We start from the raw sequence: 21,044 nt of genomic DNA, 5'->3' as shown, positions 1-21,044 counted from the left end.
GGGCGCGGGTTCAGCCGCCGCGCCGCTCCAGCACCGTCTCCACCGTGTCGGCCTCCTGCGGCCCCTTGTCCGGACGGTGCCGCAGCACCCGTGCGAAGCGCAGGGCCACCCCCGCCGGGTAGCGCGGGGAGCGCTGGAGACCGTCGTAGGCGATCTCGACGACCAGCTCCGGCCTGACCCGGACGGTGAACCCGTCGTCCTCCACCGCCAGCCCGCGCAACCGGTCCGTCTGCCAGCGCAGCATCTCGTCGGTGAGGCCCTTGAAGGTCTTGCCGAGCATGGCGAAGGCGCCGTCGGCCGCCCGGGCGCCCAGGTGCAGGTTCGACAGCAGGCCGGTGCGGCGGCCGTGCCCCCATTCGGCGGCCAGCACGACCAGGTCGAGGGTGTGCACCGGTTTGACCTTCAGCCACTGCCTGCCCCGCCGGCCCGCCGCGTACGGGGAGCCGAGCCCCTTGGCCATCACCCCCTCGTGGCCCCGGCGCAGGGTCTGCGACCAGAACGCCAGCGCCCGCTCCGCCTGGGCGACCGGGTCCTCGACCACCAGGCGGCGGACCCGCGCGGCCTCGGGGACGAGCCCGGCCAGGGCCTCGTACCGTTCGCGGACCGGCAGGTCCAGCAGGACCCGGTCGCCGAGGGCCAGCAGGTCGAAGAAGTACGCGGTGACGGGGAGGGCGCGGCGGGCGGCGGCCACGTCCACCCGGGAGCCGACCCGGCCCGCGATCTCCTGGAAGGGCACCGGCCGCCCGTCGGCGTCGTGCCCGATGACCTCCCCGTCGAGGACGAACCGCTCCCCCGGCAGGCTCAGGGCCAGCTCGGCGACCTCCGGAAGCCGGTCGGTGACCTCGTCCAGCGAGCGGGTGTACACGTGGACCTCCCCGCCCTCGCGGTGGACCTGGACCCGGATCCCGTCGAGCTTCTCCTCCACCGCGCACGGGCCGAGCGCCCTCAGGGCGTCCTCCAGCGAGCGGGCGGTCCCGGCCAGCATGGGCTGTACGGGCCGCCCGACGCGCAGGGTCGCCCCGCTCAGCGCCCCTGCCCCCTCGGCCAACACCGCCGCGGCCACCCGGGGCAGCGAGCCGTCGAGCATCACCGCCCTGCGCAGCGCGGCGGCCGGCACCCCGGCGGCCGCCGCCACCGCCTCCAGGGCCACCGCGTCCAGCGCGCCCTGGCGCACCTCGCCGGAGAGCAGGCTGCGCAGGAACCGCTGCTCGGCCGCGGTGGCGGAACCCAGCAGGGCGGTCACGACGCGGCGCCGCTCGGCCTGCGCGCCCGGGCCGGAGACGGCGGCCAGCTCGTCCACCGCCGCGTCGACGGCCCGCACGGTCAGGGTGGGCCCGGGGGCGGGGCCGACCTCCTCGGCGAGGGTGCGCCAACCGACGCCGGGGCGGCCCTGCGGGAGCCGGCCGGACAGATAGGCGATGACCAGGCCGGCCTCGTCGGCGGGGGCGGCCGCGAAGAGCTCCGCGAGCAGGGCGGTCTTCCGGGACCGGGCGGAGGTCCCGGCGACCTCCCGGGACACGCGCGCGACCTCGGCCAGCAGCATGTGCCCCATCCTGCCGCCGCCGGCGGCGCCCCGCAGCCCGGGTACCGCGGACGCGGTACGCGGGGCCGCGCGGGTACTCCTGGAGAAGGGGCGGGGCTCCCCCTGAGGGAGCTCGGGGAAGGCGATCAGGGGCTTTAGGGTTCCCCTATGAAGCTCCGACTGCCCCGGCGGCCCCGGGACCGCCTGCTCGCCGGCGCCGCCGCCCTCGCGGTCCTCGCGGGCGCCGGCACCTGGACGGCCGCGGCCGCCTCCGGGGACGAGCCGGCCGTGCACCGCCTGGACCAGGTCCTGCGGATGCCCGGCGCCGACGCGGACGGTTCCGCCGGCACCGACATCGACACCTCCTTCTTCACGGCGGGGGACGCCTCCGGGCGCCGTCCCGCCGTCCTCCTCGGGCACGGCTTCGGCGGCAGCAAGGACGACGTCCGCGCCCAGGCCGAGCGCCTGGCCCGCGACGGGTACGCGGTCATGACCTGGTCGGCGCGCGGCTTCGGCCGCTCCGGCGGGAGGATCGGGCTGAACGACCCCGAGCACGAGGTCAAGGACGTCTCCGCGCTCGTCGACTGGCTGGCCCGCCGCCCCGAGGTGAGGCTCGACGCGCCCGGCGACCCGCGCGTGGGCGTGGCCGGCGCCTCCTACGGCGGGGCCGCGGCGCTGCTGGCCGCCGGGTACGACCGGCGGGTGGACGCGATCGCCCCGCAGATCACGTACTGGAACCTCGCGGACTCCCTCTTCCCGCAGGGCGTGTTCAAGAAGCTCTGGGCCGGGATCTTCTTCACGAGCGGCTCGGCCGACGGCCTCGGCCGGCCGGGCCGCCCGGCCGGCCCGGCCGGGGCCCCGGCGGCCCCCGGCTGCGGACGGTTCGAGCCGCAGCTGTGCGCCATGTACGAGCGGGTCGCCGTGTCGGGGAAGCCCGACGCCGAGGCGCGCGAGCTGCTGGAGCGGCGCAGCCCCTCGGCCGTCGGCGACCGGATCAGGGTGCCCGCGCTGATCGTGCAGGGGCAGGACGACTCCCTCTTCCCGCTGGACCAGGCCGACGCCATGGCCAAGGCCATCGCCGCGAACGGCGCTCCGGTCGCCGTGGACTGGGCGGCCGGCGGGCACGACGGCGGCATGCGCGAGTCCGGCCGCGTCGAGGCCCGGGTGACGGCCTGGTTCGACCGCTACCTCAAGGGCGACGCGGGCGCGGACACCGGCCCGGCGTTCCGGGTCTCGCGCACCGGCGGCATCGACTCCACCGACGGGCGGATCATGGTGCGCGGCGCGAGCGGCGACCGCTACCCGGGGCTGGAGTCCGACCCGCGCGCGTTCGCCCTGTCCGGACGGGAGCAGACCTTCGCGAACCCGGCCGGCGGGGCCCCGCCCGCCCTGTCGGCGCTGCCCGGGATCGGCGGGCAGCTCGCCTCCCTCGGGACCGGGTTCTCCCTGGACTTCCCCGGGCAGAACGCCCGCTTCGACTCGGAGCCGCTGGCCGCGGAGGTACGGGTCACGGGGACCCCGACCGTCACCCTCGACGTGAGGTCGACGGCCGCCGACGGTTCGGCCGTGCTGTTCGGGAAGCTGTACGACGTCGGGCCCGACGGCCGCCAGCAGGTGCTGCCGAGCCAGCTCGTGGCGCCGGTGCGGGTGGCGGACGCCGGGCAGGGCCGCAGGGTGGAGCTGCGGCTCCCGGCCGTCGACCACGCCTTCCAGGCCGGGCACCGGATGCGGCTGGTGGTCGCGGCCACCGACCTCGGCTACGCCTCTCCGGCCGAGCCGGCCTCGTACACCGTCGCCGTGCGCGAGCCGCTGCGGGTGCCCGTCGCGGACGGGGTGCGGGCCGCCCCCGCCGGACTGCCCGGCTGGGTGTGGTGGCTGCCGCTGGGCGCGGCGGCGCTGGCCGCCGCGCTGCTCGGGATCCGCCGGACGGGCGGGAGCCGGGCGGCGGCGCCGCCCGAGCCCGCGCTGGCCGGCGTACCGCTCGACATCACCGGGCTGACCAAGCGCTACGCGAAGGCGCAGGACCGCTACGCCGTGCGGGACCTGTCCTTCCGGGTGGAGCGCGGCCAGGTGCTGGGCCTGCTGGGGCCCAACGGGGCGGGCAAGACCACGACGCTGCGGATGCTGATGGGGCTGATCGCGCCGGACGCCGGGGAGATCCGGGTGTTCGGGCACGCGATCCGGCCCGGGGCCCCGGTGCTGTCGCGGGTCGGGGCCTTCGTGGAGGGCGCCGGGTTCCTGCCGCACCTGAGCGGCCGGGCCAACCTGGAGCTGTACTGGCGGGCCACCGGCCGCCCCGCCGAGGACGCGCACCTGGCGGAGGCCCTGGAGATCGCCGGGCTCGGCGACGCCCTGGAGCGCGCGGTGCGCACGTACTCGCAGGGCATGCGGCAGCGGCTCGCGATCGCGCAGGCGATGCTGGGGCTGCCGGACCTGCTGATCCTGGACGAGCCGACGAACGGTCTGGACCCGCCGCAGATCCGGGAGATGCGCGACGTGATGATCCGCTACGCCGCCGCCGGGCGGACCGTGATCGTCTCCAGCCACCTGCTGTCGGAGGTGGAGCAGTCCTGCACGCACCTGGTGGTCATGGACCGCGGGCGGCTGGTGCAGGCCGGTCCGGTCGCCGAGATCACCGGCGGCGGGGACACCCTGCTGGTGGCGCTGGAGGGGCCGGCGGACGAGGTGGCCGTCGGGAAGGTCGCGGCGCTGGAGGGCGTCGCCTCCGCGGTGCCCGCCGAGGAGGGGCTGCTCGTACGGCTCGACGGTGCGACGCCCGCCGCCCTGATCGCCGAACTGGTGCGGCTGGAGCTGCCGGTGTCGGCGGTGGGGCCGCACCGGCGGCTCGAGGACGCCTTCCTGACCCTGATCGGAGGTGCGGCATGAGTGCCGTACGGGCCCCGGCTCCCGCCGGGGAGACCGCGCCCGGCTACCGGCCGGGGCGGACCCTGCCGCTGCGCGTGGAGGCGCTGCGGCAGTGGCGCAGGCGGCGGACGCTGGTGATGGGCGGGGTGCTGGCCGCCCTGCCGTTCGTCATGATCATCGCCTTCGCGGTGGGGGGCGGCGCGGACGACGGCCGGGGCGGGGCCGACGGCCGGGTGAGCTTCATCGACACGGCGACGGCCTCCGGCGCGAACTTCGCGGCGACCTGCCTGTTCGTGTCGGCCGGCTTCCTGCTGGTGGTGCCGGTGGCCCTGTTCTGCGGGGACACCGTCGCCTCGGAGGCGAGCTGGTCCTCGCTGCGCTACCTGCTGGCCTCGCCGGTGCCGCGCGCCCGGCTGCTGTGGAGCAAGCTGGTGGTGGCGCTGGGGTTCAGCCTCGCCGCGATCGTGCTGCTGCCGGTGGTGGCGCTGGCGGCGGGCACGGCGGCGTACGGGTGGGGGCCGCTGAAGCTGCCCGCGGGCGGGGCGCTGCCCGCCGGGGACACGGTGGCGAGGCTGGCTCTGGCCGTTGCCTTCGTGTTCGTGTCGCAGCTCGTCACGGCCGGGCTGGCGTTCTGGCTGTCGACCCGGACGGACGCGCCGCTGGGCGCGGTCGGCGGGGCCGTCGGGCTGACGATCGTGGGGAACGTGCTGGACGCGGTGACCGCGCTCGGGTCGTGGCGGGAGTTCCTGCCCGCGCACTGGCAGTTCGCCTGGGTGGACGCCCTGCAGCCGCAGCTGGAGTGGGGCGGGATGCTCAAGGGGGCGGTGGTGTCGGTGTCGTACGCGCTGGTGCTGTTCGCCCTCGCGTTCCGCGGCTTCTCCCGCAAGGACATCGTGTCCTGAGGGGCGCCGAGGACACGGGCCGCGGCCTGGTCCGAGCGGCACGGCCGAGGGCCCTCCCGGGTGTTCCGGGAGGGCCCTCGGCCCGTCAGGAGGTCGGCCGTCCGGGGGCGGCCCGTCCGGGGTCAGGGCAGGACGCGGACGGGCGCGCCGTCGAGGAAGGCGAGGACGTCCTCGACCGCCTCCCCGTAGTACGTGGCGTAGTTGGCCCGGGTGACGTAGCCGAGGTGCGGCGTGGCCAGCAGGTTCGGGGCGGTGCGCAGCGGATGGTCCGCGGGCAGCGGCTCGGTGTCGAACACGTCCAGGCCCGCCCCGGCGATGCGGCCCGTGCGCAGGGCCTCCAGAAGCGCCTCCTGGTCCACGATCGCGGACCGGGAGGTGTTGACCAGGCGGGCCGTCGGCCGCATCAGGGCCAGCTCGGCCGCGCCGATCAGGCCCCGGGTGCGCTCGCCGAGGGCGAGGTGGACGGAGACGAAGTCGCTGCCCGCCAGGAGCGCCTCCTTGGAGGGGGCCAGGGCGACCCCTTCCGCCGCGGCCCGTTCCCCGGTGAGGTTCGGGCTCCAGGCCGCCACGTCCATGCCGAAGGCGAGCCCGATCCGGGCCACCCGGGCGCCGATCCTGCCGAGGCCCAGCAGGCCGAGGCGGCTGCCGGCCAGATCGGTGCCCACGGTCTGCTGCCAGGGCCCGCCCTCGCGCAGGGCGGTGTTCTCCGTGACGAGTCCGCGCGCGAGACCGAGGAGCAGGGCCCAGGTGAGCTCGACGGGCGGGGTGGAGGAGCTGGCGGTGCCGCACACCGTCACGCCGGCGCGGTGGGCGGCGGCGTAGTCGATGACCGAGTTGCGCATGCCGCTGGCCACCAGCAGCCGGAGGCGGGGGAGCCGCTCCAGCAGGCCGGCGGGGAAGGGGACGCGCTCGCGCAGGGTGACGAGGATGTCGTAGCCGGCCAGGCGGGCGGCCAGTTCGTCCTCGTCCGCCAGGTGGTCGGGGTAGGAGACCACCTCGACGCCCCGCGCGGTGACCGGCGACCAGTCGGCCAGGGTGGTGGCCGCCCCCTGGAAGTCGTCGAGCACCGCGCAGCGCAGTGCCGTCGTCATGCGGCGTGGGCCCGGGCGACGGCGTCGATCTCGTCCAGCAGCCCCGCCTCCAGCGGGTTCGCTCCGGCGGCCGCGTTGGCGCGGACCTGCTCGGGCGAGGTGGCGCCGGCGATGACGGAGGCGCAGCCGGGCTGCGCGGAGAGCCAGCCGATGGCGAGTTCCAGCACGGTGCGTCCGTGCTTCTCCGCGAGCGCGGCCAGGGCCTCGACGGTGTCGAGGCGCTCCTCGGTGAGGTAGGAGTCGAGGCCTTCGAGGCGGGAGCCGGACGGGACGGGGGCGCCCCGGCGGATCTTGCCAGTGAGCAGGCCGTTGGCGAGGGGGAAGTACGGGAGGACGCCGAGGCCGTAGTGGCGGGCGGCCGGGACCAGTTCGCGCTCGGCGGAGCGCTCCAGCAGCGACCACTCGTTCTGCGCCGACACGAAGGGCACGGCGCCGGTCTCCCGGGCGGTGTGGGCGGCCTCGGCGAGCTGCCAGCCGCTGAGGTTGGAGTGGCCGATGTAGCGGACCTTGCCCTCGGCGACGAGCTCGGTGAGCGCGGCGAGGGTCTCCGCGATCGGGGTGGAGGGGTCGGGGCTGTGCAGCTGGAGGAGGTCGATGCGGTCGGTCTCCAGGCGGCGCAGGGACTCCTCGACGGCGCGCCGGATGTAGCCGCGGCCGCCGCGGGAGCCGGCGGCGGGCCCGTACCCCATGTCGACGCCGTCGTAGCCGAACTTGGTGGCGAGGACCACCTGGTCGCGGCGGCCCTTGAGGGCCTGGCCGAGGTGGCTCTCGGAGCCGCCCCGCCCGCCGTAGATGTCGGCGGTGTCGAGGAGGGTGATCCCGGAGTCGAGGGCGGCGTCGACGACGGCCCGGGTGGCCTGGAGGTCGAGGCGGGCACCGAAGTTGTTGCAGCCGAGGCCCACGGCGGAGACCAGGAGACCTGAACGGCCCAGGGGGAGATGGCGCATGCGGGATCTTCCTCCACACTCGTCGGTTGCATGATCGACAAGTGGCCAGTCTAAACAGACCGGTCGGTCGGGGACATGGTCTTCGGCCCCCGGGGCGTGAACTCTGCGTGTCGACGCGGAAGGGCGTCGCCGGCACGGTGCCGGCGACGCCCTTCGCAACCTGTCCGGGATCAGCCGTTGGCGGCGGCCAGCAGCACGTCCACGAGACGCTCGGCGGCGTCGGGCCGACCGTACGCCCGGGCCCGCTCGGCCATCTGCGCCCGCCGGCCGGCATCGGTGAGGAGCGGGCCGACCGCCTCCGCGAGGCCGTGCGCGGTGACCTCGCCGAGGAGGGCGACGGCGGCGCCCGCGTCGGCCAGGTACTGGGCGTTGTGCGCCTGCTCGTTGCCGGCCGAGGTCGCCAGCGGCACGAACACCGCGGGCTTGCCCAGCGCGGTCAGCTCGGCCAGGGTCCCCGCCCCGGAGCGGGAGATCACGATGTCGGCGAGCGCGAGCACGTCGGGCAGCTCCGGTCCGACGAAACCGGTCACGTGGTAGCGGCCGGCCAGCACGGGGTCCAGCCCGGCCGCCGCGAAGCGGAGCTCGTCGACGTTGGCGGGCCCGCACTGGTGGATCACGTTCGCGTGGCTCAGCAGCCACGGCAGCACCTCGCGCACCACGCCGTTGATCTGCTGGGCGCCCTGCGCGCCGCCGGTGACGTAGACGGTCGGCAGCCGGCGGTCGAACCCGACGAGGTTCAGCGCGTGCACGGCCTTGTCGGGGTGCCCGGAGAGCACCTCGGGGCGGACCGGGTTGCCGGTGACGACGGCGCGCTCGCGCACCTCGGCCGGGAGCAGCGGCAGGGAGGACTCCGAGGACACCGCGATGCGCGTCGCCGAGCCGGCGAGCTTGCGGTTGGCGAGACCGAGGCGCACGGTCTGCTCGTGCAGCACCAGCGGCCGCTTGCACAGCCGCGCCGCCAGGCCGGCGGGCACGGCGACGTAGCCGCCGGTGGCCAGGACCACGTCGGGCTCGAACTCGGAGACGATCGTGCGCGCCTGCGCCACGCCGAGCGGCACCCGCGCCATGTCCTTCATGTTCGCCGCCGACAGCATCTTCAGCGGGTTCGCCGAACGGCGGATCTTGCCCGTGGCGACGGTCTTGAACGCGATCCCCTCGGCCGGCGCGACCCGCGCCTCGAGCCCGTCGGCGGTCCCGATCCACAGCACGTCGAGCGTGCCGCCGGCGGCCGCGAGTCGGCCCTGCAGGGTACGGATCGCGGTCAGGGCGGGGTAGGTGTGTCCACCGGTCCCCCCACCCGTGACGAGCAGCCGGAAGGAACGCGGAAGCGCGGAAGAAAGGTTCACCCGGCCCACCCTACTGGCCTGCCGGGAACATCTCCCTCCGGGGCCGACCGCCCGGCCGACCCGGCCGGATCCGCCTGCCCGGCCCGGGCGACCGGGCCGGGCGACCCACCCACCCGGGCGGCCGCACGGGCGGCCGCCGCCGGTGCGCGCCGGGGTCAGGCCGGCCCGGGCCGCTCCAGGCGGGCCACGCCCGCGTCGAGGTCGATCCCGGTCCTGCGCGGGGCGCCGTCCTGCTCGTCGTCCCGGAGCACCAACTCGATCCGGCGCTGCTCCAGTTGGGCCCGCTTGCCGGGGTAGATCAGGGCGTGCAGCTCCTCGGTGGCCGTCGCGCCCGCGCCCCGGCCGCCCCGGTCCCGTCCTCGGGCACGACCGGGCAGCCACCCCCGTCTCCGGGCCCGATCGAGGGCGTACCGGGCCGCCGCCACGACGAACAGCGGTATCACCACGATCAGCACGAGGAGCGGACTCGTCAGCAGGCGCACCATGTCCCGACAACGTCCACCGCGCCGCCCCGGGTTCCCGCCTTCCCGGCCGGCCGCTGCGCGGGGCCCCAGGTGCGGGGACCGGGTTCAGCCGGTCCGCAGGCGGCGGGCCTCGGCGACGAGCCCGGGCGGCAGGCCGGGGCCGGCGCACGCGCGGTCGATCAGCAGGCCCCGGTACGAGGCGTCCGGGAGGTCCGGCGCCAGCGCGACCAGTGCGCGCAGGTCGTCAGGGGAGCCCGTGAGACGGGCCCGGTAGGCGGCACCCGCCGCGCGCAGCGTGACCTCCGCCGGCTCGTGCTCCAGCCCCTGGCCGACGAGCCGGACCGCGGTGGCGAAGTCGCCCTGCCCGGCGCGCACGTCGGCCAGGTCGAGGTACAGCGACCAGTTCACCGGGTCCAGGACGAGGGCGCGCTCGAACGCCGCCGCCGTCCGGTCGGGGTCGCCCAGCACGCGCCACGTCCCCGCCCGCACGACCTCCGTCAGCATGGCCGGCTCGACGGCGTCCGCCCGGTCGCAGAGGGCGAGCGACGCGTCGGTCAGGCCGCACGCCCGCAGGAAGATCGCCATCCTGGCCATCGCCCCGGGCCGCGGCTCGCGTGCGCAGACCGTCTCGACGGCCCGGATCCAGGGACCGAGCGCCTCCCGCGTGCCGTCGCCGTCCAGGGCGTGGCCGTGGTCCGTCGTCCGCAGGACGGCCTCGGCGAACGCCTCGGCGCCCACCGTCCCCAGGAACCGCGCGTCGCCGAACCAGGGGGCCCCGGCCCAGGCGACGGCGGGACGCGCGCCGGCGGCCGAGCCGAGCGCCATCACCGCCCCGTCCATGTCGTCCTCGAGGAAGCGGACGTACGCGTACGCCGGCACCGTCCGCAGGGAGTCGGCGTCCCGGAGGATCCCGGCCAGGTCGGCGCGCCGCTCCTGCCACAGTTCGGCGAGCGCCGCGTACGGCTCGGGGTCCTGCGGCGCGGAGGCGATCGCGGCGCCCAGGTGGTGCACGGCCGCCCGCAGGTCGCCCCCGCAGTGCGCCATCACGCGCGCGAGGCCGACCGCGGCTGCCGCCCGGTTCGAGGTCATCCGGGGATCGTACGGGGTCCCCCGGGGCGGGCCGGAAGGGCTTCCCCCCTCGGCCCCGCGCGGCTCCCTCCCGCCCCCATCGGCGATGATCACGGCATGCAGCCCCCTCACCTCCCGACGACCGAGTCGGCCGTCCGCGCGATACGCGAGATCGCCGAGGAGTACCGCCTGCCCTTGACCGTCACCGACGACATCGGCGCCGACCGGACCTCGCGCCGTACCGCCGCGGACCCCTTCACCGCCCTCGACCCCGACGGGTCCCTCCCGCACGAGGCCTTCGTCGAACTCGACGGCACGCCGGCGGTCACCGTCCGCCTCTTCCCCGAGGAGGACGCGGAGATCACGGTGGACCAGGTCGGGTTCCACGACGTCCCCCGCGACGCCGTCCCCGCCTTCCTCCGCTCCGTCTACGGGGGCCTCGCCCACACCAGGGGCCGCTTCTTCCCGCCCGGCCTGTGGCTGGTCGTCCCCCTGCCCGGGGACACGACCTACAAGGAACTCGTCGCCCTCCCCCACCCCACCCCCTGGCTGCTGCGCAACGCCCGCGACGCGTGAGCCCGGAAGGAGAAGCCTCCGGGCCGCGCTCGCCCAGGGGCGGCCGCAGGCACCCGGACCGGTGTGCCGGCTCCTGCCGACGGCTCCCGAGGACGCCGGGCGCGCGGCGGCCTGCGCGACCCCCTGCCGGCACCGCTGGGCGGGACCCCGGCGGAGGAACCCGCCCTGCGGGTCGCCCCGGCCGTGTTCGCCTGCCAGGACAATCCGGAGCCGCCGCGCGCCGCGGTCCACGTCCGGATCCCGTCGGAAGCGGCCGGGCCGAGCGGCCCGGATGCCGTTCGGCGGCGGGAAGTTGACCCGGCGGTTCCCGTACGGCACCCGTGACAGAATCGGCGCGTGCAGATCGGGGTGCTGGGTCCACTGGAGGTGCGCGCGGAGGACGGACGTCCGGTCGACGTGCCGGGTGCGCGGCTGCGCGGGCTGCTGGTCGCCCTCGCGCTCAGGCCGGGGCGCGTGGTCCCCAAGGCGGCGCTCGTCGACTGGATCTGGGGGCCGTACCCGCCCGCCGACGCGACCAACGCCCTGCAACGGCTGGTGTCCCGGCTGCGGAAGGTGCTGCCCGGCGGGGCGGTCGAGGGGCTGACGGACGGCTACCGGCTGGCGGTGGAACCCGACGCCGTCGACGCCGTGCGGTTCGAGCGGCTCGTCACCGCGGGGCAGGCCCGTACCGACGACCTCTCCCGGCGGGTGCGGCTGCTGCGCGAGGCCCTCGGCCTGTGGCGCGGCGCGGCCCTGCAGGACGTCGGCCTGCAGGACAGCGCCGCGTGCGAGGCGGCGGTCGTACGGCTGGAGGGGCTGCGGCTGACCGCCGCGGAGGCGCGGGCCGAGGCGGACGTCGCCCTGGGGCGCGGTGCGGAGGTGGTCACGGAGCTGGCCGACCTGGTGGCCGCGCACCCGGTGCGGGAGCGGCTCGTCGCCGCCCTGATGCGCGCCCTCGTCGCGGCCGGCCGCGACAGCGAGGCGCTGCAGGTGTACCAGCGGGCGCGGGAGGCACTCGCCGACACCCTGGGCGCCGACCCCTCCCCCGAGCTGTCCTCCGTGCACCTCGCGCTGCTGCGGGGCGAGCTGGGACGGCGCGAGGAGGGCCCGAGGACCAACCTGCGCGCCGAGCTGACCAGTTTCGTCGGCCGGGACGCCGATGTCGCCGCCCTCCGGGTGCTGATCGCCGAGCACCGGCTCACCACCGTGATCGGACCGGGCGGTGCGGGGAAGACCAGGCTGGCCGCGGAGACCGCGCGCACGCTGCTCGACGACCTGCCGGACGGGGCCTGGCTGGTGGAGCTCGCCGCCGTCGGCCCGGACGGGGGCGACGTGGCGCAGGCGGCGCTCGACGGTCTGGGCCTGCGGGACGCCCTGCTCGGCGGGGCCCCGAACGCGGAGCCGACGGACCGGCTCGTCGCCGCGGTCCGCGACCGCGAGGCGCTGCTGATCCTGGACAACTGCGAGCACCTCGTCGAGGCGGCCGCCGTCTTCGCCCACCGGGTGCTCGGCGAATGCCGGCGGCTGCGGATCCTGGCGACGAGCCGCGAACCGCTCGGCATCACCGGTGAGGCGCTGTGGCCGGTCGAGCCGCTGGCCCTGCCCCGGGGGAACGCCGGCCCGGCCGAGATCGAGTCCTCGCCGGCCGTCCGGCTGCTGCGGGACCGGGCCGGGGCGGTGCGCCGGGACCTCGCGGCCGGCGCCGGAACCGACGCCCGCACGCTGGCGACGATGGTGCGCGTGTGCCGGGCGCTGGACGGGATGCCGCTGGCGATCGAGCTGGCCGCGGCCCGGCTGCGCACGATGTCCGTGGACCAGCTCGCCCACCGGCTGGACGACCGGTTCCGCCTGCTGACCAGCGGCAGCCGTACCGCACTGCCGCGCCACAAGACGCTGCGCGCGGTGGTCGACTGGAGCTGGGAGCTGCTCAGCGGGGCCGAGCGGACGGTGCTGGGCAGGCTCTCGGTGTTCTCGGGCGGGGCGGGCCTGGAGGCGGCCGAGCGGGTCTGCGCGGACGGCGCCGTCGCGGAGCACGAGGTGCTCGAACTGCTCACCGCCCTGACCGAGAAGTCGCTGCTGCGCGCCGAGGGCGGCGCCGCCCCGCGCTACCGCATGCTGGGCACGATCAAGGAGTACGCCGCCCACCGCCTCGCCGAGGCGGGGGAGGCCGAGCGGGCGCGCCGGGCGCACCTGGCGTACTTCACCGGGCTCACCGAGAACGCGGAGCCGCACCTGCGGCGCGCCGAGCAGTTGGAGTGGCTGGCCCTGCTCGGGGCCGAGCACGACAACATCGGCTCCGCGATGCGCGGCGCGCTCGCGGCGGGCGAGGCGGAGCCGGCGATGCGGCTCGCGGCGGCCGCCGGCTGGTACTGGTGGCTCAGCGGGCACCGGACCGAGGGGATGGAGCTGGTCACCGCGGCCGTCGGGACGCCCGGCGAGGCCGCCGACGACGTACGGGCCACGGCGTACGCGCTGGTCGTCCTCTTCGTGAGCGCCGGTCGCGGCGACGAGCACCAGGCGGCGGAGTGGATCCACGAGGCGTACCGGTTCAGCCTGCGCGGCCTGCGCCGCAACCCGCTGCTGGGCCTCGTCACCGCGCTGGAACGCATGCTGGAGGCTCCCGACGCCTTCCTGCCCGCCTTCGAACCGCTGCTCGACAGCGAGGACCCCTGGGTGCGGGCGCTGGGACGGCTGCACCTGGGCAAGATGCGGATCATGCTGGGCCGGGAGGGGCGCGACGCGGACGCGTACCTGGAGACGGCGCTGGCCGAGTTCCGGGCCCTGGGCGAGCGGTTCGGGATCTCGTTCGCGCAGACGGAGCTGGCGGAGCGGATCGCCGTGCGCGGCGGGTTCGCCGCCGCGTGCGAGCACCTGGAGCAGGCGATCGCGGTCGTCACCGAGCTCGGCGCCGTCGAGGACGTCATCCGGATGCGGTCGCGGCAGGCCCAGTTGTACTGGCTGCGGGGCGACGGGGACGCCTGCGCGGCCGCCCTCGCCGAGGCGCAGCGGTACGCGGAGGGGGTCACCTGGCCGGACGCGCTGGCCGAACTGGCGCTCGCCCGGGCGGAGCTGGCCCGGTGGGGCGGCGAGGCCCGGGAGGCGCGCCGGCAGCTGGGCCTGGCGACGTCCCTGCTGGGCGACGAGGCGCGGCAGGGGAACGTCCTCGCGGTGACGCACGACCTGCTGGGCTACCTCGCCGACGACCTCGGTGAGGCCCGCGCGCACCACGCGGCGGCCTGCGCGGCGGCGGCCGGAGCCGGACACGCGCCGCTGATCGCCCAGGTGCTGGTCGGGGTCGCGGACCTGGCCCTGCGCCGGGGCGCGTACGAGCAGGCGGTGCGGCTGCTGGCGGCGAGCGCGGGCGTACGGGGGCTCCAGGACCGCTCGCAGCCGGACGTGGCCCGCATCGAACGGGCAGCGCGCCGCCGCCTCGGCGACGCGGGTTTCGCGGAGGCGGCCCGCGAGGGCGCCGGGACCGCCTGGCCCGAGCTGACCGCGGCGGTCCTCGCTCCCTGAACGGGTCCCGGGTGGCGGCCACGAGGTCGCCGCGGCCGCCACCCGCTCGGCCACCACCGGCCGATGACGGGGTGTCGCCCGGGCTGCCGCAGCGGACCGGTGGCCGGCCGGGCCGCCGTCCTCGGCCGCGCCGCAGGAGTCCGGTGCGGCGGGGTGGTGGGGTGGTGGGCGCCGATCGCCTCGTCCCGACCGGGCCGGCCGACCGGCAGGAAGCGCGGCGCTTCCTGCGTCCGGGGGCGAAGGCGGCCCGGCGCGGACGGCTCCGGCAGCCGTGCCGTGCGGCTCTCCGGGGCGCGGTCGGATGCCGTCCGTGCGCGGTGATCGGGCCGGCGGGTGAACCACGGGGCCCGCGCACGTGTCGCCGCCCCGCCCGGGGGCGGGCTCTGTGAGCATCTTCCTGCTCCCCTTCACGGCCCTCGGCCGCCGTCGGCTCCGGCGCCCGGGGCCCACCGCAGGAGGCGCCCGCGTGACCAGCCCAGCCGCCCCTTCCCGGCCCGCCACGGTGCTCGCCATGAGCCCGGACACGCGGGCCGCCGTGCTCGGCGGCCGGGTGCTGGCCGAGCTCGTCCGGATCGCCGATGTGGACCCCGGGTTGCTGCTCACCGACTTCGCGCGGCAGGACCCGGCGCTGAACGGGCGCCTCGCCCGCGTCGAGGTGCTGTTCACCGGCTGGGGCTGCCCCGCCCTGGACGCGGACGCCCTGCGCCGGATGCCGCGGCTGCGCGCCGTCGTGCACGCCGCCGGAAGCGTCAAGCGCCATGTGACCGAGGCCTGCTGGGAACGCGGTCTGCTGGTCTCCAGTGCGGCCGCCGCGAACGCCCTGCCCGTCGCCGAGTACACGCTCGCCGCGATCCTGTTCGCCAACAAACGGGTCCTGGAGGCCGCCCACGCCTACCGGACCGCGCGCGGACCGGTCGATCCGCTGGGCCGCTACCCGACGGCCGGCAACTACGGGCGCACCGTCGGCCTCGTCGGCGCCTCCCGGGTCGGCCGGCGGGTGCTGGAGCTGCTGCGCCCGTTCGACCTGCGGGTCCTCGTGTACGACCCGTACGCCGACCCGGCCGAACTCGCCGCCCTCGGCGGCGAGGCCGGGGGACTGGACGAACTGCTCGGCCGCAGCCACGTGGTGAGCCTGCACGCCCCCGAGCTGCCCGGGACCCGTCGTCTGCTGGACGCCTCCCGGCTGGCCCTGATGCCGGACGGTGCCACGCTGATCAACACGGCACGGGGTTCGCTCGTCGACACGCAGGCGCTGACACGGGAGCTGGTCACCGGGCGGCTGCACGCCGTCCTCGACCACACGGAGCCCGAGGTGCTGCCCGCCGGCTCGCCCCTGTACGACCTACCGAACGTCCTGCTCACCCCCCATGTGGCGGGATCTCTGGGCGGAGAGCTGGACCGGCTGGCGGTGACGGCGGTCGAGGAGCTGGAGCGCTACGCGCGCGGTGTCGGCTTCCGCTACCCGGTGGACCCGGACCGGCTGGCCTACTCGGCCTGATCGCCATGGACCACCAGCCCCTCCAGGTGTTCGCGGCCCCGCCTGAGCCGGGGGCCGGACAGCTCGGCCGCCCCGGGGTACCAGCGTCTCTCGTACTCCCAGCACAGCCACCCGTCGGCCGGGCTCCCGGCCACCGCCCCGGCCAGCGGCAGCACGCCTGCGCCCAGCGGTACCGGAGTGAGGTCGTCCGCCGATGCCACGTCCTTGACCTGGACGTAGCCCAGATGCGCGCCCAGCCGCCGTCTCGACTCGGCCGGCCCTTCGCCGCCCAGCCAGGTGTGCAGGACGTCCCACAGCGCGCCCGCCGCCGGGTGCCCGACCGCGTCGAGGACGCGGGCGGCGGCCGCTCCCGTACGGTGCGAGTCGTGGGTCTCCAACAGGATCCGCACCCCGTTCCGCTCCGCGTAGGGCGCCGCTTCCCTCAGGCGGCGTACGGCGATGGCGTCGGCCTGCTGCTGCGGCAGGCCGCCCCCGCCGGGGAAGACCCGCACGTACGGGGCCTCGAGGTCGGAGGCGAGCCGGACCAGGGACCTCAGCTCGGCGAGGACCGGCTCGTCGGAACCGGGCGCCGCGACCCTGGCGTAGCCCGCGACCCCGAGGACGACGACCCCGGCGCGGGTGACGGCCCGCAGCCCGGCGGCGCGGTCCCCCGGCGGGCTCTGGGGGTGCAGCGGCTCCTCCGGGTGGGCCCGCACCTCGAGGCCGTCGTAGCCGTGGCCAGCGGCCAGGGCGGCGCTCCGGGCGAGCGGGGTGCCCGGCAGGCCGAGGGTGGAGAGGGCGTACCTCACGGGGTCCTCCCGGTGGTCGGCGGCGGTGCGGTCGAGGCGCGCACCATGAGCGCGGTGGGCAGCGTGGTGATGCCTCCCGGGGGCAGGTCCCGGCGGCCGGTGACCAGCTCGGCGGCGAGCGCGCCCGCCTTGCGCAGCGGCACCCGGACGGTGGTGAGGGCGGGGGCGGTGTCCTGGCTGAACGGCAGGTCGTCGAAGCCGGCGACCGAGACGTCCTCGGGTATGCGCAGGCCCTCCTCGCGCAGGGCGGCGGCGACCCCCGCGGCGGCCGTGTCGCTGGCTGCGGCGACGGCGGTGAAGGCCTCTCCCCTGCGCAGCAGTTCGCGGGTGGCGTCATAGCCGGCGGAGCGGTCGAAGCCGGCGTGGACGGTGAGCGCCGCGCAGGCTCCGGGAAGTGCCGGGTCGTGGCGCCGGAGGGCTTCCCGGTGTCCTGCGAGGCGCTCCCGGGTGGTGCTGCGGCCCGGCGGGCCTGCGATGTAGGCGATGCGGCGGTGACCGAGTGTCAGGAGGTGTTCGGCGAGCCGGAACGCACCTCCCCGGTCGTCGAACACGACCGTGGCGACGGGCAGCGCGGGGGGTACGGGCAGGGGCGGGCGGCCGCAGAGGACCACCCGGGCTCCGGCGGCGGCCATGCGCGCGACCCTGGCGGCGAGTGCGGTCGTGTGCTCCGGGTCCTCGGCGGCCGCACCGGTGAGGACGACCCCTCCGGCGCGCTGGCCTTCGAGCAGGGTGAGGCAGGCGGTCTCGGCGGCCGGGACGCCCCGGGTGTTGCAGACGACGGCCAGCCGCCGCGCCCCGCCCTCCCCTGCGGGGTCGAGGGCGTGCTGCAGGGAGCCCGCGAGGATGCCGAAGTAGCCGTCGGCGATGTCGTGCACGAGGATTCCGACGAGGTCGGAGCTGGCGGCCGCGAGCGCCCGGGCGGGGGCGTTGGCGATGTAGCCGAGCTCTTCGACGGCCCGTTCCACCCGGGTCCTGGTGCCGCCGGCCACCGGATAGCCGCCGTTCAGTACGCGCGAGACCGTCGCGGGCGACACGCCCGCCCGGGCCGCGACCTCTGCAAGAGTCACCGCCATCGGGATCCCCTCCCCCTGCGGCCCGCTGCTGCCGCGGGCCCTCGTCCGATCTGGTGTGTGAACCTCATGGTGCCCGATCCAGAAAGCGCTTTCTATCACCCGAACGGGTAATTGAAGAGCGCCAGTTCGGAGGCCTAGCCTGATCGACAGAAAGCGCTTTCTATCGCTTTCCGCAGACGATGCCGACGGAACGGGAGGTAGGTCGCCATGGAACGCAGGACGATCAGGATCGCGATGAACGGCGTGACCGGGCGGATGGGGTACCGCCAGCATCTGGTCCGCTCCCTGCTCGCGCTGCGCGAGCAGGGCGGGCTGGACCTCGGCGACGGCACCCTGCTGTGGCCGGAGCCGGTGCTGGTCGGGCGCCGCGAGGCGGCCTTGCGGGCCATCGCCGAACGGCACGGCCTGGAGCACGTCGGCACGGACCTTGATTCCGTCCTGGCCGATCCGGAGGTGGAGGTCTATTTCGACGCCCAGGTGACCGGCGCCCGGGAGGCGGCCCTGCGCCGTGCCGTGGCAGCGGGGAAGCACGTGTACTGCGAGAAGCCGACCGCCCTGGGCTTCGCGTCCGCCCTGGAGCTGGCCCGGCTGGCGGCGGCGGCCGGCGTCAAGCACGGCGTGGTGCAGGACAAGCTGTTCCTGCCGGGCCTGATCAAGCTGAGACGGCTGGTCGAGTCCGGCTTCTTCGGACAGGTCCTCTCCGTCCGGGGGGAGTTCGGCTACTGGGTCTTCGAAGGGGACCGGGATCCGGCCCAGCGTCCCTCCTGGAACTACCGGGCACAGGACGGCGGCGGCATCGTCGCCGACATGTTCCCGCACTGGGAGTACCTGCTGCACGAGCTGTTCGGCCGGGTCCGCACCGTGCAGGTCCTGACCCGGACGCACATCGGCCGCCGGTGGGACGAGGAGGGCAAGCCCTACGAGGCCACGGCGGACGACGCCGCCTACGGGATCTTCGAGCTGGAGGGCGGTGCCGTGGCCCAGATCAACTCCTCCTGGGCGGTCCGGGTGCACCGCGACGAACTGGTCGAGTTCCAGGTGGACGGGACGCACGGTTCGGCCGTGGCCGGGCTCCACCACTGCCGGATCCAGCACCGCGCGGCCACGCCGAGACCGGTGTGGGACCCGGACCTGCCGGCGGCCGGCTCCTTCCGCGCGCAGTGGCAGGAGGTACCGGACCACGGCCCGGTGGACAACGGCTTCAAGGCCCAGTGGGAGCTGTTCCTGCGCCACGTCGTACGCGACGAACCCTGGCACTGGGACCTGCTCGCAGGGGCCCGCGGGGTGCAGCTCGCCGCTCTCGGCCTGCGCTCCTGCGCGGAGGGGCGCAGGCTGCCGGTACCGGAGGTGACCCTGTGAACGGGATCCGGCTCCCCTCGGCGGACGGCGGGTTCCGCCTCCACCGGCCGTCGGCCGCGCCGCTCGGGCCGTACGCCTGCGGTCCGACCCGCAGCCGGACCCTCTACGCCGCCGTCCATGTGGCCGCGGCCCCGCCCTCCGCGCCGGGCGGCGGGCCGGTGGTCGACTGGGAGGCCACGCTGGGCTTCCGGCACCGTCTGTGGGCGTGGGGGCTCGGAGTCGCGGAGGCCATGGACACGGCGCAGCGCGGCGCGGGACTGGGCTGGCCGGGCGCGGCGGAGCTGATCCGCCGTTCGGCGGCCGAGGCCCGGGCCGTGGGCGGCAGGATCGTCTGCGGCGCCGGAACCGACCAGCTGCCGCCCGGCCGGGTGCATACGCTCGCGGCGGTCACCGCCGCGTACGAGGAACAGCTCGCGCACGTGGAGGGCTGCGGAGCGGAGGCCGTGCTGATGGCCTCCCGCGCCCTGGCCGCGGCGGCCCGGGGCCCCGAGGACTACCTGGAGGTGTACGGAACGCTGCTGCGCCAGAGTTCCCGGCCGGTGCTCCTGCACTGGCTGGGCCCGGTGTTCGACCCGGAGCTCGCGGGGTACTGGGGCCACGACGGGCTCGACGGGGCCGCGGACCTCCTGGTGGCCCTGGTCGGCGCACACCCGCGGAAGGTGCGCGGCATCAAGGTCTCGCTGCTGGACGCGGAGCGGGAGAAGGACCTCAGACGCCGGCTCCCGGCGGACGTGCGGTGCTACACCGGCGACGACCACCACTATCCGGAACTGATCGCCGGGGACGGGGAGCGGGACAGCGACGCCCTGCTGGGGATCTTCGACCCGATCGCCCCGATCGCTGCGCGGGCGGCGCTCGCCCTCGACCGGGAGGACCCCGAGGGGTTCCGGGCGCTGCTGGATCCGACGGTCGCGCTGGCACGGCACCTGTTCGCCCCGCCGACCCCGCTCTACAAGACGGGAGTGGTCCTGCTGGCCTGGCTGGCGGGCTACCAGGAGCACTTCACGATGCTGGCCGGGCTGGAGTCGGCCCGCTCGCTCCCCCATCTGGCGCGGGCTTATGAACTGGCGGACCTGCTGGGCCTGTTCCCCGACCCGGAACTCGCCGGGGCCCGGATGCGCCGGCTCCTGTCGGACCAGGGGGTGCAGGCGTGAACGGGGCGGCTGCCCCGGCCCGGTTCAGTCTGAACCAGGAGACGGTGCGGCAGTGGTCGGTGCCCGAGCTGGTGGCCGGGTGCGGTACGGCCGGGGTGGCCTCGGTGGGGTTGTGGCGGGACCCGGTGCGCGGGTTCGGGGTGCGGGAGACGGCGCGGCTGGTCGCCGCCGCCGGGCTGCGGGTCAGTTCCCTGTGCCGGGGCGGGTTCTTCACCGCCGCCGATCCGGGGGGCCGCGCGGCCGCGCTGGAGGACAACCGCCGGGCGGTCGAGGAGGCGGCCGAACTGGGTGCGGACGTCCTGGTCCTGGTCTCGGGCGGGCTGCCGCGGGGCGAGCGGGACCTGGTCGGGGCGCGGCGGCGGATCGTCGGCTTCCTGGAGGACCTGGTCCCCTGGGCCGCCGGGCACGGGGTGCGGCTGGGCATCGAGCCGCTGCATCCGATGTTCGCGGCGGACCGCTGCGTGGTCTCCACCCTGGGGCAGGCCCTGGACATCGCCGAGCAGTTCCCGGCGGAGCGGGTCGGGGTGGTGGCCGACTCCTACCACCTGTGGTGGGACGAGCGGCTGGCCTCCGATCTGGGCCGGGCCGGTGCCGGCGGGCGGATCGTGTCCGTGCAGGTCGCGGACTGGGTGACCCCGCTCCCCGAGGGCGTCCTGCTGGGCCGGGGGCAGCTCGGTGACGGGTGCGTCGATCTGCGGGGCTTCCGGGAGCTGGCCGACCGGGCCGGCTACCGGGGGGCGGTGGAGGTCGAGATCTTCCATCCGGCCCTGTGGGAGCGCGACGGCCGCGAGGTGCTGCGGGAGGTGATCGACCGCTACCGCGAGCACGTGGAATGAGGACGGCCGCAGGGGTGGCACGGCCCGCTGCGGAGGGCTTGTGGGGATCGGACGGAGGAG

Annotated in this window: 16 protein-coding genes; 8 read left to right on the top strand and 8 right to left on the bottom strand. The window is 76.3% G+C overall.

Features of this window, described 5'->3' with window-relative positions:
- Positions 1-10: 10 nt before the first annotated feature.
- Positions 11-1,543, bottom strand: coding sequence for an ATP-dependent DNA ligase (locus ACIRBY_RS01905; protein WP_403894595.1), 1,533 nt, complete (start codon positions 1,541-1,543; stop codon positions 11-13).
- Between the two features lie 147 nt (positions 1,544-1,690).
- Between ACIRBY_RS01905 and ACIRBY_RS01900 the strand changes: the two genes are divergently transcribed.
- Positions 1,691-4,408: an alpha/beta fold hydrolase gene (locus tag ACIRBY_RS01900; RefSeq protein WP_403894592.1), complete on the top strand. Its 2,718-nt coding sequence runs from the start codon at positions 1,691-1,693 to the stop codon at positions 4,406-4,408.
- Positions 4,405-5,289: an ABC transporter permease gene (locus tag ACIRBY_RS01895; RefSeq protein WP_403894589.1), complete on the top strand. Its 885-nt coding sequence runs from the start codon at positions 4,405-4,407 to the stop codon at positions 5,287-5,289. Before ACIRBY_RS01900 ends, ACIRBY_RS01895 begins: the two co-directional genes overlap by 4 nt.
- Before the next feature lie 122 nt (positions 5,290-5,411).
- Here the strand turns inward: ACIRBY_RS01895 and ACIRBY_RS01890 are convergent, their stop codons facing one another.
- From ACIRBY_RS01890 to ACIRBY_RS01870, 5 genes are all read right to left on the bottom strand, one after another.
- Positions 5,412-6,380 carry a D-2-hydroxyacid dehydrogenase family protein gene (locus ACIRBY_RS01890; RefSeq protein WP_403894587.1) on the bottom strand — a complete coding sequence of 323 codons (969 nt, stop codon included), beginning with the start codon at positions 6,378-6,380 and terminating at the stop codon, positions 5,412-5,414.
- Positions 6,377-7,327, bottom strand: coding sequence for an aldo/keto reductase (locus ACIRBY_RS01885; RefSeq protein WP_403894584.1), 951 nt, complete (start codon positions 7,325-7,327; stop codon positions 6,377-6,379). Before ACIRBY_RS01885 ends, ACIRBY_RS01890 begins: the two co-directional genes overlap by 4 nt.
- Positions 7,328-7,497: 170 nt before the next feature.
- Positions 7,498-8,673 (bottom strand): glycosyltransferase, encoded by a 1,176-nt coding sequence (locus tag ACIRBY_RS01880; RefSeq protein ID WP_389611886.1) that lies wholly within the window; start codon positions 8,671-8,673, stop codon positions 7,498-7,500.
- Positions 8,674-8,828: 155 nt separating this feature from the next.
- Entirely contained in the window at positions 8,829-9,158 is a 330-nt protein-coding gene (locus ACIRBY_RS01875; protein WP_403894580.1) for a DUF6191 domain-containing protein, read from the bottom strand.
- Positions 9,159-9,242: 84 nt separating this feature from the next.
- Positions 9,243-10,226 carry a hypothetical protein gene (locus ACIRBY_RS01870; RefSeq protein ID WP_403894578.1) on the bottom strand — a complete coding sequence of 328 codons (984 nt, stop codon included), beginning with the start codon at positions 10,224-10,226 and terminating at the stop codon, positions 9,243-9,245.
- A 96-nt stretch (positions 10,227-10,322) separates the two neighbouring features.
- Between ACIRBY_RS01870 and ACIRBY_RS01865 the strand changes: the two genes are divergently transcribed.
- The 3 genes from ACIRBY_RS01865 (at position 10,323) to ACIRBY_RS01855 (ending at position 15,774) form a co-directional block, all read left to right on the top strand.
- Complete coding sequence (locus ACIRBY_RS01865; RefSeq protein ID WP_403894575.1) at positions 10,323-10,781, top strand: hypothetical protein; 459 nt, start codon at positions 10,323-10,325, stop codon at positions 10,779-10,781.
- A 336-nt stretch (positions 10,782-11,117) separates the two neighbouring features.
- The gene (locus tag ACIRBY_RS01860; RefSeq protein WP_403894572.1) at positions 11,118-14,276 is read left to right on the top strand and encodes a BTAD domain-containing putative transcriptional regulator; all 3,159 of its coding nucleotides are present in this window, start codon (positions 11,118-11,120) and stop codon (positions 14,274-14,276) included.
- A 466-nt stretch (positions 14,277-14,742) separates the two neighbouring features.
- Positions 14,743-15,774 (top strand): hydroxyacid dehydrogenase, encoded by a 1,032-nt coding sequence (locus tag ACIRBY_RS01855; RefSeq protein WP_403894569.1) that lies wholly within the window; start codon positions 14,743-14,745, stop codon positions 15,772-15,774.
- Here ACIRBY_RS01855 and ACIRBY_RS01850 read toward each other — a convergent pair.
- The gene (locus ACIRBY_RS01850) at positions 15,762-16,562 is read right to left on the bottom strand and encodes a sugar phosphate isomerase/epimerase family protein (RefSeq protein WP_403894565.1); all 801 of its coding nucleotides are present in this window, start codon (positions 16,560-16,562) and stop codon (positions 15,762-15,764) included. The genes ACIRBY_RS01855 and ACIRBY_RS01850 overlap by 13 nt on opposite strands.
- Positions 16,559-17,635: a LacI family DNA-binding transcriptional regulator gene (locus ACIRBY_RS01845; protein ID WP_403894562.1), complete on the bottom strand. Its 1,077-nt coding sequence runs from the start codon at positions 17,633-17,635 to the stop codon at positions 16,559-16,561. The genes ACIRBY_RS01850 and ACIRBY_RS01845 overlap by 4 nt, the downstream gene beginning before the upstream one ends.
- 207 nt (positions 17,636-17,842) lie before the next feature.
- Here ACIRBY_RS01845 and ACIRBY_RS01840 point away from each other — a divergent pair, with 207 nt between their 5' ends.
- From ACIRBY_RS01840 to ACIRBY_RS01830, 3 genes are read left to right on the top strand one after another with little or no spacing between them, the layout of a single operon-like run.
- Positions 17,843-18,994, top strand: a complete 1,152-nt coding sequence (locus ACIRBY_RS01840; protein ID WP_403894559.1) for a Gfo/Idh/MocA family protein — start codon at positions 17,843-17,845, stop codon at positions 18,992-18,994.
- A complete protein-coding gene (locus ACIRBY_RS01835; RefSeq protein WP_403894556.1) occupies positions 18,991-20,148 on the top strand; it encodes a DUF993 family protein in 1,158 nt (385 codons plus the stop codon). Before ACIRBY_RS01840 ends, ACIRBY_RS01835 begins: the two co-directional genes overlap by 4 nt.
- Positions 20,145-20,984 (top strand): sugar phosphate isomerase/epimerase family protein, encoded by an 840-nt coding sequence (locus ACIRBY_RS01830; RefSeq protein WP_403894553.1) that lies wholly within the window; start codon positions 20,145-20,147, stop codon positions 20,982-20,984. The genes ACIRBY_RS01835 and ACIRBY_RS01830 overlap by 4 nt, the downstream gene beginning before the upstream one ends.
- Positions 20,985-21,044: the final 60 nt, after the last annotated feature.

This window comes from Streptomyces sp. NPDC096136 (assembly GCF_044763325.1).
Classification (GTDB): domain Bacteria; phylum Actinomycetota; class Actinomycetes; order Streptomycetales; family Streptomycetaceae; genus Streptomyces.
Note: the sequence above shows the minus strand (reverse complement) of the source record. Positions and strands in the feature narration are given on the sequence as shown.

Coding starts and splice junctions, on each gene's coding strand:
- ACIRBY_RS01845 (WP_403894562.1), bottom strand. CDS start 17,635: ATGGCGGTGACTCTTGCAGAGGTCGCGGCCCGGGCGGGCGTGTCGCCC.
- ACIRBY_RS01840 (WP_403894559.1), top strand. CDS start 17,843: ATGGAACGCAGGACGATCAGGATCGCGATGAACGGCGTGACCGGGCGG.
- ACIRBY_RS01865 (WP_403894575.1), top strand. CDS start 10,323: ATGCAGCCCCCTCACCTCCCGACGACCGAGTCGGCCGTCCGCGCGATA.
- ACIRBY_RS01890 (WP_403894587.1), bottom strand. CDS start 6,380: ATGACGACGGCACTGCGCTGCGCGGTGCTCGACGACTTCCAGGGGGCG.
- ACIRBY_RS01875 (WP_403894580.1), bottom strand. CDS start 9,158: ATGGTGCGCCTGCTGACGAGTCCGCTCCTCGTGCTGATCGTGGTGATA.
- ACIRBY_RS01870 (WP_403894578.1), bottom strand. CDS start 10,226: ATGACCTCGAACCGGGCGGCAGCCGCGGTCGGCCTCGCGCGCGTGATG.
- ACIRBY_RS01905 (WP_403894595.1), bottom strand. CDS start 1,543: ATGCTGCTGGCCGAGGTCGCGCGCGTGTCCCGGGAGGTCGCCGGGACC.
- ACIRBY_RS01900 (WP_403894592.1), top strand. CDS start 1,691: ATGAAGCTCCGACTGCCCCGGCGGCCCCGGGACCGCCTGCTCGCCGGC.
- ACIRBY_RS01885 (WP_403894584.1), bottom strand. CDS start 7,327: ATGCGCCATCTCCCCCTGGGCCGTTCAGGTCTCCTGGTCTCCGCCGTG.
- ACIRBY_RS01895 (WP_403894589.1), top strand. CDS start 4,405: ATGAGTGCCGTACGGGCCCCGGCTCCCGCCGGGGAGACCGCGCCCGGC.